General features: G+C 62.5%; 16 protein-coding genes. 6 read left to right on the top strand and 10 right to left on the bottom strand.

Annotated features, from left to right (window positions below; all coding sequences use genetic code 11):
- Positions 1-277: 277 nt before the first annotated feature.
- From ACEOAC_RS14890 to ACEOAC_RS14850, 9 genes are all read right to left on the bottom strand, one after another.
- The gene (locus ACEOAC_RS14890) at positions 278-754 is read right to left on the bottom strand and encodes a peroxiredoxin (protein WP_006462636.1); all 477 of its coding nucleotides are present in this window, start codon (positions 752-754) and stop codon (positions 278-280) included.
- Positions 755-824: 70 nt separating this feature from the next.
- A complete protein-coding gene (locus ACEOAC_RS14885; protein WP_241812646.1) occupies positions 825-1,766 on the bottom strand; it encodes a xylanase in 942 nt (313 codons plus the stop codon).
- Between the two features lie 254 nt (positions 1,767-2,020).
- Complete coding sequence (locus tag ACEOAC_RS14880) at positions 2,021-3,076, bottom strand: bifunctional UDP-4-keto-pentose/UDP-xylose synthase (RefSeq protein ID WP_006462634.1); 1,056 nt, start codon at positions 3,074-3,076, stop codon at positions 2,021-2,023.
- Between the two features lie 29 nt (positions 3,077-3,105).
- Positions 3,106-4,023, bottom strand: a complete 918-nt coding sequence (locus ACEOAC_RS14875; RefSeq protein ID WP_413444470.1) for a formyltransferase — start codon at positions 4,021-4,023, stop codon at positions 3,106-3,108.
- Complete coding sequence (locus ACEOAC_RS14870; RefSeq protein ID WP_006462632.1) at positions 4,020-4,976, bottom strand: glycosyltransferase; 957 nt, start codon at positions 4,974-4,976, stop codon at positions 4,020-4,022. The genes ACEOAC_RS14875 and ACEOAC_RS14870 overlap by 4 nt, the downstream gene beginning before the upstream one ends.
- A 180-nt stretch (positions 4,977-5,156) precedes the next feature.
- Complete coding sequence (locus tag ACEOAC_RS14865; RefSeq protein WP_077237065.1) at positions 5,157-6,287, bottom strand: DegT/DnrJ/EryC1/StrS family aminotransferase; 1,131 nt, start codon at positions 6,285-6,287, stop codon at positions 5,157-5,159.
- 83 nt (positions 6,288-6,370) lie between these two features.
- Positions 6,371-6,742 (bottom strand): EamA family transporter, encoded by a 372-nt coding sequence (locus tag ACEOAC_RS14860; RefSeq protein ID WP_006462630.1) that lies wholly within the window; start codon positions 6,740-6,742, stop codon positions 6,371-6,373.
- The gene (locus tag ACEOAC_RS14855; RefSeq protein ID WP_413445000.1) at positions 6,739-8,499 is read right to left on the bottom strand and encodes a glycosyltransferase family 39 protein; all 1,761 of its coding nucleotides are present in this window, start codon (positions 8,497-8,499) and stop codon (positions 6,739-6,741) included. The genes ACEOAC_RS14860 and ACEOAC_RS14855 overlap by 4 nt, the downstream gene beginning before the upstream one ends.
- 55 nt (positions 8,500-8,554) lie before the next feature.
- Complete coding sequence (locus ACEOAC_RS14850) at positions 8,555-8,935, bottom strand: Mth938-like domain-containing protein (protein ID WP_077237067.1); 381 nt, start codon at positions 8,933-8,935, stop codon at positions 8,555-8,557.
- Positions 8,936-9,318: 383 nt separating this feature from the next.
- Here ACEOAC_RS14850 and ACEOAC_RS14845 point away from each other — a divergent pair, with 383 nt between their 5' ends.
- Both ACEOAC_RS14845 and ACEOAC_RS14840 read left to right on the top strand, forming a co-directional pair.
- A complete protein-coding gene (locus ACEOAC_RS14845; protein ID WP_006462627.1) occupies positions 9,319-10,548 on the top strand; it encodes a pyridoxal phosphate-dependent aminotransferase in 1,230 nt (409 codons plus the stop codon).
- A gap of 72 nt (positions 10,549-10,620) precedes the next feature.
- A complete protein-coding gene (locus tag ACEOAC_RS14840) occupies positions 10,621-11,931 on the top strand; it encodes a homoserine dehydrogenase (RefSeq protein ID WP_006462626.1) in 1,311 nt (436 codons plus the stop codon).
- 111 nt (positions 11,932-12,042) lie between these two features.
- Here ACEOAC_RS14840 and ACEOAC_RS14835 read toward each other — a convergent pair whose 3' ends face one another.
- Positions 12,043-12,480, bottom strand: a complete 438-nt coding sequence (locus ACEOAC_RS14835; RefSeq protein WP_077237068.1) for a surface-adhesin E family protein — start codon at positions 12,478-12,480, stop codon at positions 12,043-12,045.
- 314 nt (positions 12,481-12,794) lie between these two features.
- Between ACEOAC_RS14835 and thrC the strand changes: the two genes are divergently transcribed.
- From thrC to ACEOAC_RS14815, 4 genes are all read left to right on the top strand, one after another.
- On the top strand, positions 12,795-14,255 hold the full coding sequence (thrC, locus tag ACEOAC_RS14830; RefSeq protein WP_413444999.1) for a threonine synthase: 1,461 nt from the start codon (positions 12,795-12,797) through the stop codon (positions 14,253-14,255).
- Positions 14,256-14,419: 164 nt separating this feature from the next.
- Positions 14,420-15,697, top strand: a complete 1,278-nt coding sequence (glp, locus tag ACEOAC_RS14825; protein WP_413628433.1) for a gephyrin-like molybdotransferase Glp — start codon at positions 14,420-14,422, stop codon at positions 15,695-15,697.
- Between the two features lie 21 nt (positions 15,698-15,718).
- Positions 15,719-15,976, top strand: a complete 258-nt coding sequence (gene moaD / locus ACEOAC_RS14820) for a molybdopterin converting factor subunit 1 (RefSeq protein WP_006462622.1) — start codon at positions 15,719-15,721, stop codon at positions 15,974-15,976.
- Position 15,977: 1 nt separating this feature from the next.
- On the top strand, positions 15,978-16,622 hold the full coding sequence (locus ACEOAC_RS14815; protein WP_413445658.1) for a class I SAM-dependent methyltransferase: 645 nt from the start codon (positions 15,978-15,980) through the stop codon (positions 16,620-16,622).
- Positions 16,623-16,669: the final 47 nt, after the last annotated feature.

Genomic DNA, 16,669 nt, shown 5'->3' with positions numbered 1-16,669 from the left:
TAATGAAACCCTTGCCGGGCAAGCTGGCAAACGGGTGGGCAAGGGCTTGATTAGAGGTGGCGGCAAATCGAAAAGTAAAAAAGCCGTTTCGGCAGGCCTGAGGCCTAAACCTGAAACGGCTTCCAGCAAACGTTTTTCTGTTTGAATTCAATGGCTTGTATCGTTTGACCGCATTTTTGTCGAACGCGTCGGAAACGCTTGCCAGACGGATCCTTCGCTGCCGGAACCAGCTGCCTTATGGGCAACACGACAGTCGCGGCAGCGAATATCGTTCAGTTCAGGCAAGGGTGTTGATGAAGGCTAGTACCTCATCCACGTGGGCAGGAACCTTCACTCCACGCCATTCTTTCACCACTTTACCTGCGCCGTCAATCACAAACGTGCTGCGCTCCACGCCGCGAACCTGCTTGCCATACATGTTTTTCATCTTCATGACATCGAACATGGTGCACAGGGTTTCATCGGGGTCGGAGATCAGCTCGAAAGGCATGCCCAGCTTGCCCTTGAAGTTTTCATGCGACTTCAGGCTGTCGCGGCTGATACCGAAGATTTCGGTGTTGGCGGCCAGGAATTGCGGGTGCAGGTCGCGGAACTGCATGCCCTCGGTGGTACAGCCCGGGGTATTGTCTTTGGGATAGAAATACAGCACCAGGTTCTTCCCCCGGTAATCGGCCAGGTTGAAGGTCTTGCCACTGGTCATGGCGGCCGAGAACTCCGGCACGGTCTTGTTCAGGATGGATGGTCGGTCTGTCAAAATGGCGCCCCGTAGGTGAAGTCTTGTTGGTGGAAGTGATGCCGGCCGGAAGCTTGATCTGTTGCCCGGATTACATGGCCTGAACGATCATCTCGCCCGAACGCCCGGGCAATTCGCCCCAGCTGATCGGCAGGATGGGCAGGACGTCGTTGCGGATACTGTCGTAGTAGTCACCCATGGAGACCAGTTCGTATCCCTGGGCGCGCCAGCCTGCCAGCAATCGTTCGAAAATGGGGGCGAGTTTCTGCCCTTCAAGTTCGGCGTGCAAGGTGAAGACATGGTCACGCGGCTCCCTGGTCAACTGCAGCAGGAAATCGGCGGCGTTGCCCGCATCGATCAGCTTGCCGCCGATCTCGCGGCCCAGGATTTCGTCCAGCGTGGGCAGGGTGGTCGGCAATTGCACGCAGGACAGCGGCTTGCCGAATGCCGAGAGCCGATGCGGGCCGGCATCCTGGTCGGCCAGACGGCCATCCTCGCGCAGTTGCGAGCGACCGTCGGAGGAGTAGGCCATGCCGAACTGGTCCAGTTGCACGAAGGCATGGTCGTTCATCTGCCAGCCGGCGGCGCCGTGGGTACGCGGGGCCTCGCCGAAAATCTCGCGGTAACGGGCATGGGACTGGTGCATGGTCTCGACCGTCCATTGGGCATCGGCGGTACGCACATCGTCCTGCCAGACGCGGTGGTCCCAGGTGTGGATGCCGCATTCAAAGCCGGCATCACGCGCCTGGCGCATGAAGCCGGCGCAGGTCTTGCCGATGTCCGGTGCCGGCAGCAGGGTGCCGTACATCAGGGTCTTGATGCCATAGTGCTCCACCACCGAGGTGCGCGACACCTTGCTGAAGAAGCCCGGACGGAAAATCTGCTTGAGCGCCCAGCCGGTGTGGTCGGGGCCCAGCGAGAACAGGAAGGTGGCACCGGCGCTATGGCGGCGCAATTGCGCGATCAGGTTGGGGACGCCGACGCGGGTGCCGCGATAGGTGTCGGCGTCGATCTTGAGTGTGAGTTTGGGCAATTCGCTGAACCGGGAATGGGTAATGGCCGTGTCGCGCCATGGTGTGGGGCGGGCTCTGGAAGAAGACGCCAACGCCCGCCGACAAGTTGCGAGACTAGCATTGTGCGGCCGATAGAACAATATGCAGCGATGCAGCAAAATGGGGCAAACAGGCTGCAGATCGGCTCATGATGATGGTCTCTGTGACGGTTTCACGCCGGAAAAAACAAAACCGCGCCAGAAGCGCGGTTTTGCGGGCCGTGGCGGGATGGAAATCAGTCCATCAGGGCACGGGCTTCGGCGACCTGGCTGCGGTAGGCGTCGAAGATGTTGCGCAGGGTGTCGGCCATGGTGGTCTTGGGCGCCCAGTTCAGTTCTTCGCAGGTATTGGTGATCTTGGGGACGCGATTCTGCACGTCCTGGTAACCCTTGCCGTAGTAGGCAGCGGAGGTGGTCTCCACCAGTTGCACCTGCTTGGCGGTGTCGGCGTATTCCGGATACTCGGCGGCCAGCTTCAACATCATGTCGGCCAGGTCCTTGATGGAGTAGTTGTTGACCGGGTTGCCGATGTTGTAGATCTTGCCCGTGGCCACGCCGCCTTCGTTGGCGATGATCTTCATCAGCGCGTCGATGCCGTCATCGATATAGGTGAAGGCGCGCTTCTGCAGGCCGCCGTCGACCAGGGAGATGTTCTCGCCGCGCACGATGTGGCCAAAGAACTGGGTCACCACGCGGGACGAGCCTTCCTTGGGGGTATGGATCGAGTCCAGGCCGGCGCCGATCCAGTTGAACGGGCGGAACAGGGTGAAGTTCAGGCCGGCTTCCATGCCGTAGCCCCAGATCACGCGGTCCATCAACTGCTTGGCGCAGGAATAGATCCAGCGCGGCTTGTTGATCGGGCCACAGATCAGCTCGGATTCTTCCGGATCGAATTCCTCGTCGTGGCACATGCCATAGACTTCCGAGGTCGAGGGGAAGACCAGGTGCTTCTTGTACTTGGCGGCCGAACGCACGATCGGCAGGTTGGCTTCGAAGTCCAACTCGAACACGCGCAGCGGGGCGTTGACGTAGGTCGACGGGGTGGCGATGGCCACCAGCGGCAGGATCACGTCACACTTCTTGACGTGGTATTCCACCCATTCCTGGTTGATGGTGATGTCGCCCTCGAAGAAGTGCATGCGCGACTTGTAGGCCTCGTTTTCCAGAATGTCGGTGATACGGTCGGTCATCATGTCCATGCCATAGACGTGCCAGTCCGTGGTTTCCAGGATGCGCTTGGACAGGTGGTGGCCGATGAAGCCGTTGACGCCGAGAATGAGGACTTTTTTCATAATGTTGAGAGCTAGTGAATGGCCGGACTTCAGGAGGCCATGTATTTCAGGTAATTGTTGAGTGAAGCATCCTGATCATTGATCTGGATGCCCAGGATCTGGAGGAAGTTGCCATCGCCACAACGGGCGTACAACTTGCCGCCTTCGAAGAACTTGTCCTGCATGCCATGGGCCCGTTGCAGGGCAGGGTGGGCCGATGGCGGAACCAGCCGGGTTCTCGTGACCGTAATTTTATCACCCGCGATTTCCTCGAAGGCGCCGGGGTAGGGCGGCGCCACCGCGCGCACCAGATTATGGACTTCGCGGGCGGTGCGGCGCCAGTCGATGCGGCCATCCTCGGGCTTGCGGCCGCTGAAGTAGCTGCCCTTGGACAGATCGTTGGGAAGCTGCGGCGTGCGACCCGCCAGCATGGCCGGCAGGGCAGTCCACAGGGTCATCTCGGCGGCCACCACGACCTTGCCGAAGACTTCGTGCGCCGTGTCGTCGGGCAGGATGGGCACGGCCGTCTGGGCCACGATGCTGCCGGCGTCGGGCTTGACGGTCATCTCATGCAGGGTGGCGCCGGTCTCGGTCTCGCCGTGCAGCACCGCCCAGTTGATCGGCACGCGGCCGCGGTACTTGGGCAGCAGCGAGCCATGCATGTTGTAGGCGCCACGCCGGGCGGCCGCCAGCACTTCCGCAGGCAACATGTGGCGGTAATAGAAACTGAAGATAAAGTCAGGCTGCGCCGCCTGCACCTGGGCCAGCAATTGCGGCGACTTCGGGTCGGTCGGAGTGATGCAGGTGATGCCGTGCTCACGGCAGACCCCGGCCACGGAGCCGAACCAGATGTTCTCGGCGGCATTGTCTTCGTGCGTGACCACCAGCGAAACCTGCACGCCACGGGCGAGCAAGACTTTCAGGCAGCGCACCCCCACGTCATGGTAGGCGAATACGACGGCGTTCATAGGGCTTGCTTGTCTTCCGAAGAGGATTGCTCGAGGATGGCCTGCACCACATAGCGGGGGCGCGCGCGCACCTGCATGTAGATGCGGCCGATGTATTCACCCAGCAGGCCGATCGAGAACAGGATCACGCCCATCAGGAAGAAGGTGATGGCGAACAGCGTGAAGACGCCGCCCACTTCCGCGCCGATCAGCAGGCGGCGCAGTACGATCAGGATGAACAGCGCCGCCGAGGCGAAGGACAGCCCGATACCCAGCAGCGAGAAGAACTGCAGCGGCACCAGCGAAAAACCGGTCACCAGGTCGAAATTGAGGCGGATCAGGCTGTAGAAGGAGTATTTCGACTCCCCGGCCGAGCGCTCTTCATGCTCCACCACGATCTCGGTCGGATTGCGCGAAAAGGTGTAGGCCAGGGCCGGCACGAAGGTATTTACCTCCCGGCAGCGGTTGACCAGGTCGATGACGTTACGGCCATAGGCGCGCAGCATATTGCCCTGGTCGGTCATCTTGATGCGGGTGATCTTCTCGCGCAGGCGGTTCATGGCCTTGGAGGCATAGGTGCGCCAGGCTGAATCCTGGCGCTTGCGGCGGATCGAGCCCACGTAGTCGTAGCCCTCGCGCATCTTGGCGACCAGGTTGCCGATTTCCTCGGGTGGATTCTGCAGGTCGGCGTCCAGCGTCACCACGACTTCGCCCCGGGTCGCCTCGAAGCCGGCCATGATGGCCATGTGCTGACCGTAGTTGCCATTGAAGAGCACCACCCGAGTGACATCCGGGCGTAGCCGATACTGTTCGGCCAGGATGCCGGCCGAGCGGTCGCGGCTGCCATCGTTGACGAAGATGACTTCATAGCTGTAGCCCAGCGCGTCCAGCGCCGGGTAGAGGCGCTCGAACAGTTTGGAGAGCCCGGATTCCTCGTTGTAAACCGGGATGACGACGGACAGTTCTGGTTTCATCAAATATCGAATGCTGGAAATACAGGTGCTGAAATAAATCAAAGGCCCGATGCGCTGCGACAGTAGAGGTCGCGGCGTTCAGGCCAGCGTGTTGCAAAGATGACGAATTGCGTTGGCTGCAAATTGCGAAAGTGCAAATAAATCGAATTATGCCGAAATTTTCGAACAATTCCGCAAAAATCAGCCAAGCACCGATTTTACCGTTTCAACCGCGCGCACAACGTCCTCTTTACGCATGACATTGAACATCGGCAGGGAAACGATGCGCTGGCCGACGCGTTCGGCCACCGGGAACATGCCTTCCTTGAAGCCGCGTTCACGGTAGAGCTTGAGCAGGTGAATGGCCGGGTAGTGGTAGCCGATGCCGACCTGCTTTTCCATCATCTTTTCCATGAAGGCAGCACGGGTAATGCGTTCCGGCAGCACCAGCTGGAACATGTGCCAGTTCGAGTTCTCGAAGTCGGCCACCGGCAGCTGGGCGCCGTAGTTGGCTTCGAAGTCGCTGCCGAAGCAGGCGAAGTAATGGCGTGCCAGTTCCTTGCGGTGGGCGGTCACTGCGTCGATATGGGCAAACTGGCCCAGGCCGATGGCGGCATTCACATCGGTCAGGTTGTACTTGCCGCCCAGCACGTCCACTTCCAGGCCGTCGAAGCCGCTGCGGGTGACGCCCTGCAGGCGGTATTTCTCGGCCAGGCGCGCTTCGTCGGCATTGTTGAGCACCAGGAAGCCACCTTCGGCGCTGGTGATGTTCTTGTTGGCCTGCAGGCTGAAGGAGACAAAGTCGCCGAACGAGCCGATGCGCTTGCCATTCCAGGTCGAACCCAGTGCCTGGGCGGCGTCTTCCACCACGCGCAGCTTGTGCTTGGCGGCGATCGCATACAGGCGGTCCATGTCCACCGGCAGGCCGGACAGATAGACCGGGATGATCGCCTTGGTGCGCGGGGTGATGGCTGCTTCCAGGCGATCCAGGTCGATATTGCGGGTGATCGGATCGATGTCGGCGAATACCGGCGTGGCACCGGTTTCCAGGATCACGTTGGCCGTCGCCACCCAGGAGATGGGGGTGGTGATGACTTCGTCACCGGGGCCGATGCCGGCGATGCGCAGCGCGATTTCCATCGTGCAGGTGCCGGAATTGAAGGTGCGCACGATGCGCCCGCCCAGGTATTCCGACAGCGCCTTTTCGAACGCCTGGACCTTGGGGCCGCTGGTGATCCAGCCCGAGCGCAGCACCTCGCCGACGGCGGCGATGGTGGCTTCATCAATGGTGGGTTTGGCGAAAGGCAGGAATGGCAGCGAAGGCAGGCTCATGGTGGAATCCGGTCAGACGATATTCAGGATGGGAGGGCCGGCGCGGCGCTGGCGGGCGCCGCGCGGCGACCCGGTATTGTAAATCAGCTTCGGGTCAGCAAGACCACGCCGACAATGATCACGCCGATGGCCAGCAGGCGCTGCATGGAAATGGCCTCGCCCAGGAAATACCACGCGCCGATGGCGTTGATGATGTAACCCAGGGACAGCAGCGGATAGGCGATGGTCACGTCCACCCGCGACAGGCCGATGATCCACACGCCCACCGAGATCACATAGCAGGACAGGCCGCCGATGATGGGCAGCTGGGTGGCCAGCTTGAGACCGGTGGAAAACCAGTTGTCCGCGGTCAGATGGATCGCGCCCACGGCATTGGTGCCGGCCTTGAGCAGGAGTTGCGCTACTGCGTTCAGGCAGATGCCGACAAAGATGAAGCCAAATGTCGCCAGGTTCATTTGCCGGCCTTCTTCTCGCCGCTGGCATGGGCAGAGCCATGGGCGGCAGGTGCGGCAGGAGTGGACGCAGGCGGCGGATCATTGGCCACGATGACGCGGCGCGGGTCCTGGCCGATCAGGCGCATCGGCAGCTTGCGTTCGACCAGTTGCTTGTAGATGGTCGGGTCGATGATGGCGATGTCCTTCTTGCCGGCCGCATTGTCGGCCACCCATTGGGCCACGAAGGCATCCACCGTCGGCAGCCACAGCTGCGGCTCCTGTTTCAGGCCGAACTCCATTTCGTCGGCGTGCTGCACCAGGGTCATGGTGCGACGCAGGTAGAAGGGCAGGGCCTGTTCGTAGCGGCCGACCAGGTAGATCGGGGTTTCCGGCTTGAGCTCTGCCTGCAGCGCCGGGACATAGTCGACGCCGGCCGAATAGCGGCCTTGCGGGTCATGCCCCAGCAGCAGCAACTGTCCGGCCACGAAGGCGGTCGCCGCCAGCGAGGTGACGGCCCAGTCCTTGTGCTGGCGGGCCAGGCGGATCGCGGCGATGCCGCCGACGAAGAAGATCAGCGCTGCGGCGTAGAGGTAGGGCACGTGGGCTTCCACCAGCGGCAGCGAGTAGGCATCCTTGGCCATCGACGGCACGCGCGGGATGAAGGCCAGCGCCACCGCGGCGGGCAAGGCCACCAGCGAGCCGGCCCAGGCCAGGGCCTTGTAATCGGCTTCTTCCAGGTAGCAGGCGATCAGCAGGGCCAGCGCGGGGAAGATCGGCAGCACATAGGAGGGCAGCTTGGAGTCCGAAATGCTGAAGAACACGAAGATGAACACCGCCCACACCAGCAACAGCCGCTTGGGCTGGAAGCGACCACCGTTGAGGCTGTTGTAGCCCGCCGTATCGCGTTGTTCGCGGGTGCCTTTCCACAGACTCTGGAAGAACACGCCCAACCAAGGGATGATGCCCAGCACCAGGATGGGGATGAAGTAATACCACGGGCCGGTGCGGCTATGGATCTTGCTGGTGAAGCGCTGGAAGTGCTCGTGGATGAAGAAGAACTGCGGGAATTCCGGGTTGCGCAGCGATACCGCCACGAACCAGGGCGTGCAGATGGCAAAGAACAGGATCAGGCCCTTGACCAGATGCAAGCGCTTCCAGATCGCCCAGTCGCGGGCGAAGAAGGTATAGAGCACCAGCACCGCACCCGGCAGCACGATGCCGATCAGCCCCTTGGACAGCACCGCCAGGGCCATGCCGGCCCAGCACAGCAGCATCCAGTTGCGCTGGCCCTCGCGGGAGGCACCGTCGCGCTGGGCCATCAGCAGGGCACACAGGGCGATGGTCATCATGCCCGACAGGCCCATGTCCAGCGTATTGATATGGCCCATGCCGGCCCAGAAGAAGCTCGATGCCAGCACCAGCGCGGCATAGAAGCCCACGCGGCCGTTGAAGACGCGGCTGCCGGTGTAGCCGGCCAGACCGATGCCGAGCAGGCCGCACAGGCCCGTCCACAGGCGTGCCTGCCATTCACCCAGGCCGAACAGCTCGAAGGTGATGGCATTCATCCAGGTCTGCAGCGGCGGCTTTTCGAAATACTTGATGCCGTTCAGGCGGGTGGTGATCCAGTCTTGCGTGGCCACCATTTCGCGTGCCATCTCGGCATAGCGGCCTTCATCGGTGGGCACCAGGACGCGAGCGCCCAGCATCCAGAACCAGACCAGCAGGAAGAGAATAAGCAGCGTCCAGACGAACGCCTTGGATTTGTACAGTTCGCGCATTGACAGCGGTTCCTTGTTGCGTGTTCTTGGGTTTCTTGTCGCGGCAAGTGCCGGTTCAGGCCTGCGGCGCGATGATCAGCGCCAGTGCCACCTTGCGCCCCTCGGCCATGAGGATGTTGTAGGTGCGGCAGGCGGCCTGGTTGTCCATGCATTCCACACCGATACGGCGCGCCGTGAGCACGGTGGTCAGCTTGGGGTGGACGAAGCGCTGGCGCTCGCCGGTACCCAGGATGACCACGTCGGGCGCGGTGGCGTCGATCTGGTCGAAATGCTGCGGGGTGAGCGCCTCGAAGCTGTCCACCGGCCAGGGCACCGGCTCGGTTTCGGGCAGCACCAGCAAGCTGTTGGTGAAACGGATGGCATTGAGCTCGACACCGTCCTCATCGTAGGCGGTGACGGTCTGGTATTGCTTGGTCTCGGTCGTGTGGAGCTTCATCGCAGGATGGGCAGGATGGGTTGCAGGCGCCCGGTCCGGGCAGACGGCCGGGCCGGGATGTCATGGCGACATGCATCGCGGCAACGTGGTCGTAAAGTGCGCCATTGTAGCCGTTTCCGACCCCGGCGCACGCCTATTTGATTGATAAAATGCTTAGCTTTGGGCAAAATGGCCGGTTCCCGGCGGGCCCTTGGGGCGCCGTCACCGGCCTCTTTGCAGGTGCTTTACATTGCACTGCAGCGGGCAGGAACATGCAGGAAAATGACGGCAAGCGTGGTAATGGAGAGGACCGCGAGGCAAAGGTTCCGGTCCCGCCATGTCCGCCGATGAGATCCGATGGGGCCAGGCTGGCCGAACCCTGCGAAACGATTAGAGGAAGAGCTGTGCGACCGATTCAGAAATCCAAGAAGCTGGCAGATGTGTGTTACGACATTCGGGGTCCCGTGCTGGAAAAGGCGCGTCAGATGGAGGAAGAGGGCCACAAGATCATCAAGCTCAACATCGGCAACCTGGCCGCCTTCGGCTTCGATGCGCCCGACGAGATCGTGCAGGACATGATCCGCAACATGGGCAATGCCTCCGGCTATACCGACTCCAAGGGCCTGTTCGCCCCGCGCAAGTCGGTCATGCACTACACCCAGCAAAAGAAGATCGAAGGCGTCACCATCGATGACATCTACCTCGGCAATGGCGCCTCCGAGCTGATCGTCATGAGCGTCAACGCCTTGCTCAACACCGGCGATGAAGTGCTGGTGCCGTCCCCCGACTACCCGCTGTGGACCGCGGCCGTGAGCCTGTCCGGCGGCACCCCCGTGCATTACGTCTGCGACGAGCAGCAAGGCTGGCAGCCCGATATCGCCGACATCAAGAAGAAGATCACCCCCAACACCAAGGCCATCGTCGTCATCAACCCCAACAACCCGACCGGCGCGCTCTATTCGGTCGAGGTGCTCAAGGAAATCATCGAACTGGCACGTCAGCACCAGCTGATCATCCTGGCCGACGAGATCTACGACAAGGTGCTCTACGACGGCAACACCCACACCTCGCTGGCGTCGCTGGCCGATGATGTGTTGTTCATCACCTTCAATGGCCTGTCCAAGAACTATCGTTCCTGCGGCTATCGTGCCGGCTGGATGGTGGTCTCGGGCGAGAAGAAGCATGCCCGCGACTATATCGAAGGCCTCAACATGCTGGCCTCGATGCGCCTGTGCGCCAATGCGCCGGGCCAGTTCGCGATCCAGACCGCGCTGGGCGGCTACCAGAGCATCAATGACCTGGTCGGCCCCAACGGCCGCCTGACCAAGCAGCGCGACCTGGCGCACAAGCTCCTGACCGACATCCCGGGCGTGACCTGCGTGAAGCCCAAGTCGGCGCTGTACATGTTCCCGCGCCTGGACCCGGAGATCTACCCGATCAAGGATGACCAGGAGTTCGCCTACGAACTGCTGGCCGAGGAAAAGGTGTTGATCGTGCAAGGCACCGGCTTCAACTGTCCCACGCCGGACCATTTCCGCGTGGTGTTCCTGCCCAATACCGACGACCTGACCGAATCCATGGGCCGCATCGCCCATTTCCTGGAGGGCTATCGTCGCCGCCACGGCACCGCCTGACCGTTTCTGCAGTAACCCGTCCTGCCCGCTGATGCGGACCAGGCGGTCTTTTTCATCAACCACGAAGACAATATGAAATCCATCAAAGTAGGTTTGCTCGGCATCGGCACCGTGGGTTCCGGTACTTTCAATGTTCTCAAGCGCAACCAGGAAGAGATTGCGCGCCGTGCAGGCCGGGGCATTGAAATTACCATGGTCGCCGCTCGCAATACTGCCCGCGCGACCGAACTGACCCGTGGCGAAGTCAAGGTCGTCAACGACGGCAACCTGGTGGTGAACGATCCCGAGATCGATATCGTCGTCGAACTGATCGGCGGCTACGACACCGCCCGCGATCTGGTACTGAAGGCGATCGCCAACGGCAAGCACGTGGTCACGGCCAACAAGGCCCTGATCGCCACCCATGGCAACGAGATCTTCAAGGCCGCGCAGGAAAAGGGCGTCATGGTAGCCTTCGAGGCCGCCGTGGCCGGTGGCATCCCCATCATCAAGGCACTGCGTGAGGGCCTCACCGCCAACCGTATCCAGTGGGTGGCCGGCATCATCAACGGCACCACCAACTTCATCCTTTCCGAGATGCGCGACAAGGGGCTGGACTTCGACGTGGTCCTGAAGGAAGCGCAGCGCCTGGGCTATGCCGAGGCCGATCCGACCTTCGACATCGAAGGCGTGGACGCAGCCCACAAGCTGACCATCATGGCCTCGATCGCCTTCGGCATCCCGGTGCAGTTCGACAAGGCCCACGTGGAAGGCATCACCAAGCTGCAGGCCAGCGACATCACCTATGCCGAAAAGCTGGGCTACCGCATCAAGCTGCTGGGCATCACGCGCCAGACCGAGAAGGGCATCGAACTGCGCGTGCACCCGACGCTGATCCCGGCCTCGCGCCTGATCGCCAATGTTGAGGGGGCCATGAACGCCGTGGTGGTGCGGGGCGACGCCGTCGGCGAAGCCCTGTACTACGGCAAGGGTGCCGGTTCCGAGCCGACCGCCTCGGCCGTGATCGCCGACCTGGTCGACATCACCCGCCTGGCTACGGCCGATCCGGAACACCACGTACCTTCGCTGGCCTTCCAGCTCAATGCCATGGCCGATACCCCGGTGCTGCCCATGAGCGAAGTGGTGACCAGCTACTACCTGCGTATCCGTGTGGCCGACCAGGCTGGCGTGCTGGCCGATGTGACCCGCATCCTGGCCGACTCGACCATCTCCATTGACGCCATGCTGCAGAAGGAGCCGGGCGAAGGTGAACAGCAGACCGACATCATCATGCTGACCCACCAGACCCAGGAAAAGAACATCGAGGCCGCCATCGCCAAGATCGAAGCCCTGTCCACCGTCGTGGGCAAGGTCACCAAGATCCGCCTGGAAGAGCTGAGCTGATCTCTCGCCGGTCAAGTCTGGCCACCAACGAAAATCGGAGCCCGCAGGCTCCGATTTTTTTATTCCGGCAGGGCGGACCGCCGTGCGGGGCAATGGCGGTCCTGCTGCGTCCTACTTCTTCAGTTCGAAGCTGCACACCGCCTGCAGCATGGCGTCACCCACCGACATCGGCTTGGGCTTGACGAAGTCCATGCCCTTGAGTGCGTCGGAATGGTCGCGCTTGTCGCCCTTGCCATCGTTCTCGGCAAAGATGATCTCGCGCACCAGCTTCATGGTGCCGGCCTTGCAGTTGTACTGGTGCAGGTCCTTGTAGGACTTCAGCGATGGAAAGCTCTTGTCGCCATTGTTGGGGCGCGCTTCCTTGAAGTTCCACAGCGACCAGGCCTCGCGCACGCCGCCGGACTCGACGATGGAGTCGGTATCGACCAGCAGTTCGGACTGGTCGGTGCCGCCCAGCGATTGCCAGTTCTCGGCGTGGGCCGGCAGACTCGCCAGGAGGGCCGCGAACAGGCCGGTCGTTGCGAGCAGGGTCTTGGTCTTGTGATTCATGCCGTTTTCCATCCTTGTTGAGTTTGAATAGGTCTTTGATGTCGCCAGCGTGCAAACATTCCGCCAATCCGGCGCTGCACACGAAGTGGCGCAGCATAGCCCGGCCATGGCCGGCTTTCAAGGGTGGTAACGTTTTATTTCAGGTCAGTGATGTTCCGGGGCAATAGTCCTTCCCATGATCACCTTGCCCCGGATGCCACAGGGATTTCATGGCTGGCCCCTTGCTGCGCTTTTGTCGTAGCCCGTCTGGCCTTATAATCCAGGGTTTTCCTGCCAATTCACCCTCCAGCCGCCTGCCGGCGCTTCCTATCGACATGCAATACGTCTCCACTCGCGGTCACGCTGCAACTCCTTCCTTCTCCGAAATCCTGCTGGGCGGCCTGGCCCCGGACGGCGGCCTGTACCTGCCGGCGCAGTATCCGCAGGTGAGCGGCGCCGAGCTCGACCAGTGGCGCAAGCTGTCCTACGCCGACCTGGCCTTCGAGGTGCTGCGCAAGTTCGCCACCGATATCCCCGAAGCCGATCTCAAGGCGCTGGCGCACAAGACCTATACCGCCGACGTCTATCGCAACACCCGCGCCGGCGAGGATGCCGCCCAGATCACCCCGCTGCGCACGCTGGAAGAGCGCGACGGCAACAAGCTGGTACTGCAAAGCCTGTCCAACGGTCCTACCCTGGCCTTCAAGGACATGGCCATGCAACTGCTGGGCAACCTGTTCGAGTATGCCCTGGCCAAGCAGGGGGCCGAGCTCAATATCGTCGGCGCCACCTCCGGTGACACCGGCAGCGCCGCCGAATACGCCATGCGCGGCAAGAAGGGTATCCGCGTCTTCATGCTGTCCCCGCACAAGAAGATGAGCGCCTTCCAGACCGCACAGATGTTCAGCCTGCAAGACCCCAACATCTTCAACCTGGCCGTCGATGGCGTCTTCGACGACTGCCAGGACATCGTCAAAGCCATCTCCAATGATCTGGAATACAAGGCCGCCAAGAAGATCGGCACCGTCAATTCGATCAACTGGGCACGCGTGGTGGCGCAGGTGGTGTACTACTTCCGCGGCTATTTGGCCGCGACCACCAGCAACGAACAGAAGGTCTCCTTCACCGTCCCTTCGGGTAACTTCGGCAACATCTGCGCCGGTCACATCGCGCGCATGATGGGCTTGCCCATCGACAAGCTGGTGGTGGCCACCAACGAGAACGACGTGCTCGACGAGTTCTTCCGCACCGGCGTGTACCGCGTGCGCAAGTCGGCCGAGACCTACCACACCAGCAGCCCCAGCATGGACATCAGCAAGGCCTCCAACTTCGAGCGCTTCGTCTATGACCTGCTGGGCCGCGACAGCGCCCGCGTCAAGTCCCTGTTCCACAAGGTCGAGACCGCCGGTGGCTTCGACCTGACCGGCAAGCCCGGCAGCGACGGCGATGAATTCGCCAGCGTGATCAAGTACGGTTTCGCCTCCGGCAAGTCCACCCACGCCGACCGCCTGGACACCATCCGCTTCGCCGAAAAGACCTACGGCATCACGGTCGATACCCACACTGCCGACGGCATCAAGGTGGCGCGCGAAAACCTCACCCCGGGTGTGACCATGATCGTGCTGGAGACCGCCTTGCCGACCAAGTTCAACGAGACCATCCGCGAAGCCCTGGGTCGCGACGCCGACCGTCCGGCCGGTTTCGAGAACATCGAGGCACTGCCGCAGCGCTTCGAGGTCATGCCGGCCGACGCCGCCCGTGTGAAGGCCTTCGTGGCCGAGCACACCGGCCTGTAAGCACTGTCGGTTCTGCCCGATCACGCCGTCCGCGCCATCGGCCCGGGCGGCGTTTTTCATGGGCCGCAGAGGGGCGGTGATTGCATTAGAATGTCGGGTCGCTGTGTTGACCGGAATTGACCAGAAAACAACGCAACTCCCGCATTCCATCCCTCAGGCCCGCCATGCAATCCACGCCCGCTCCCATTCCAGACTCCCCGGCCAAGCCCGCCCGCGCGCCCATGCAAAGTGTCGCCCAGGCACTCGACACCCTGCTCGATGCGGCCGTGCCGGTCACCGGCAGCCAGACCATCGCCACCCTGGACGCTTGCGACCGCGTGCTGGCCGCCCCCGTGCAGGCCCACATCAACGTGCCTGGCATGGACAATTCGCAGATGGACGGCTATGCCGTGCGCGCCGCCGATTGCGCCTCCGGCCAGGCGCGCCTGCGGGTGTCGCAGCGCATTCCCGCCGGTCACGTCGGCCAGCCGCTGGAAGCTGGCACGGCCGCTCGCATCTTCACCGGCGCCATGCTGCCCGAGGGCGCAGACGCCATCGTCATGCAGGAAGCCTGCGAGGTGGACGGTGACCACGTCGTGATCCGCCATGTGCCGACCAGCGGCGAATGGGTGCGCTATATCGGCGAAGACATCCGCCAGGGCAGCACCATCCTCGACGCCGGCACCCGCCTGCGCCCACAGGAACTGGGGCTGGCGGCTTCGGTCGGCCAGGCCGAACTGGAGGTGCTGCGCCGGGTACGGGTGGCGGTGTTCTTTACCGGCGACGAACTGACCATGCCCGGCGAGCCCCTCAAGCCCGGTGCCATCTACAACTCCAACCGCTTCCTCCTGCGTGGCCTGCTGCAAAAACTGGGTTGCGCCGTCAGCGACTACGGCATCGTCCCCGACAACCTTGCCGCCACCCGCCAGACCCTGCGCGAAGCCGCCCGCGAGCATGACCTCATCATCACGAGCGGTGGCGTTTCCGTGGGCGAGGAAGACCACGTGAAGCCGGCCGTGGAAGCGGAAGGGCGCATCAACATGTGGCAGATCGCCATGAAGCCCGGCAAGCCCCTGGCCTTCGGTCAGGTGCGGCGCGGGGAAGAGGGCGCGGGTGAAGCGTTCTTCATGGGCTTGCCCGGTAATCCTGTCTCTTCCTTCGTCACCTTCCTGCTGTTCGTACGACCTTTCCTGCTGCGTCTGCAGGGCCTGCCACGCGCTGCCGTGTTGCCGCAGGCAGTGAGCATGCGTGCTGACTTCGACTGGCCCCGCGCCGACCGCCGCCAGGAATTCCTGCGCGTGCGTCGCAATGCCCAGGGCGGCCTGGATCTCTTCCCCAGTCAGGGCTCGGCCGTGCTGACCTCGACCGCCTGGGCCGACGGCCTGATCGACAACCCGCCCGGACAGACCATCGCCGCCGGCGACATGGTGCAGTTCCTGGCCTTCGATCACCTGCTCAACTGAACCACCAAGGAATTTCCCTTCATGAAAATCGAACTCCGTTTCTTCGCCAGCGTGCGCGAAGCCCTGCAGACCTCGCAGGAAATCATCGAGCTGCCGGACAGCGTCAAGACCGTCGGCGACGTGCGCGCCTTCCTGATGGGGCGGGGCGGCATCTGGGCCGAGGTGCTGGGACCGGAAAAGAACCTGCGCATGGCCTACGACCATGACATGACCGAGGCCGATACCGAGATTGCCGAGGGCGGCGAAGTGGCCTTCTTCCCGCCGGTCACCGGTGGCTGACATGAGCACCCGCCGCGATCCCTCGGTCGGCACCATTGCGCACTACAGCAGCAATGCCGAGAGCTTCCGCGAGGGCACCTGGGATCATGACGTCAGCCAGAACATGGCGGCCTTGCTGGATGCCCTGCACGCCAGAGCCGGCCAGGCCGGGCAGGGACCCTTCACGATTCTGGACTTCGGCTGTGGCCCGGGACGCGACCTGATCGAATTCACCCGGCGTGGCCATGTCGCCGTCGGGCTGGACGGCACGGCCGAGTTCGTCGAGATGGCGCGTGCGGCCAGTGGCTGCGAGGTCTGGCACCAGGACTTCCTGCAGCTGGGCCTGCCGCCGCAACGCTTCGACGGCATCTTCGCCAATGCCTCGCTGTTCCATGTGCCTTCGGCTGCACTGCCGAACGTGCTCGCCTGGTTGCACGCCAGCCTCAAGCCGGGCGGCATCCTCTTCAGTTCCAATCCCCGCGGGGAAGACCTGGAAGGCTGGAGCGGCCCGCGCTATGGCGTCTGGCATAGCCTGGAGGGCTGGCGCCGTTACCTGCTGCCAGCAGGATTCGTTGAATTGCGGCATTATTACCGCCCTGACGGTTTGCCGCGTGAGCAGCAGCCGTGGTTGGCCAGCGTCTGGCAAAAAACACAAGACCGGAGCTAAGCAAACCACCAGGACATTCGACATCCGGATTCTTTAGGAGGAGACCA

The sequence above is a fragment of the Herbaspirillum frisingense genome, from assembly GCF_047325095.1.
GTDB classification, from domain to species: domain Bacteria; phylum Pseudomonadota; class Gammaproteobacteria; order Burkholderiales; family Burkholderiaceae_D; genus Herbaspirillum; species Herbaspirillum frisingense.
Note: the sequence above shows the minus strand (reverse complement) of the source record. Positions and strands in the feature narration are given on the sequence as shown.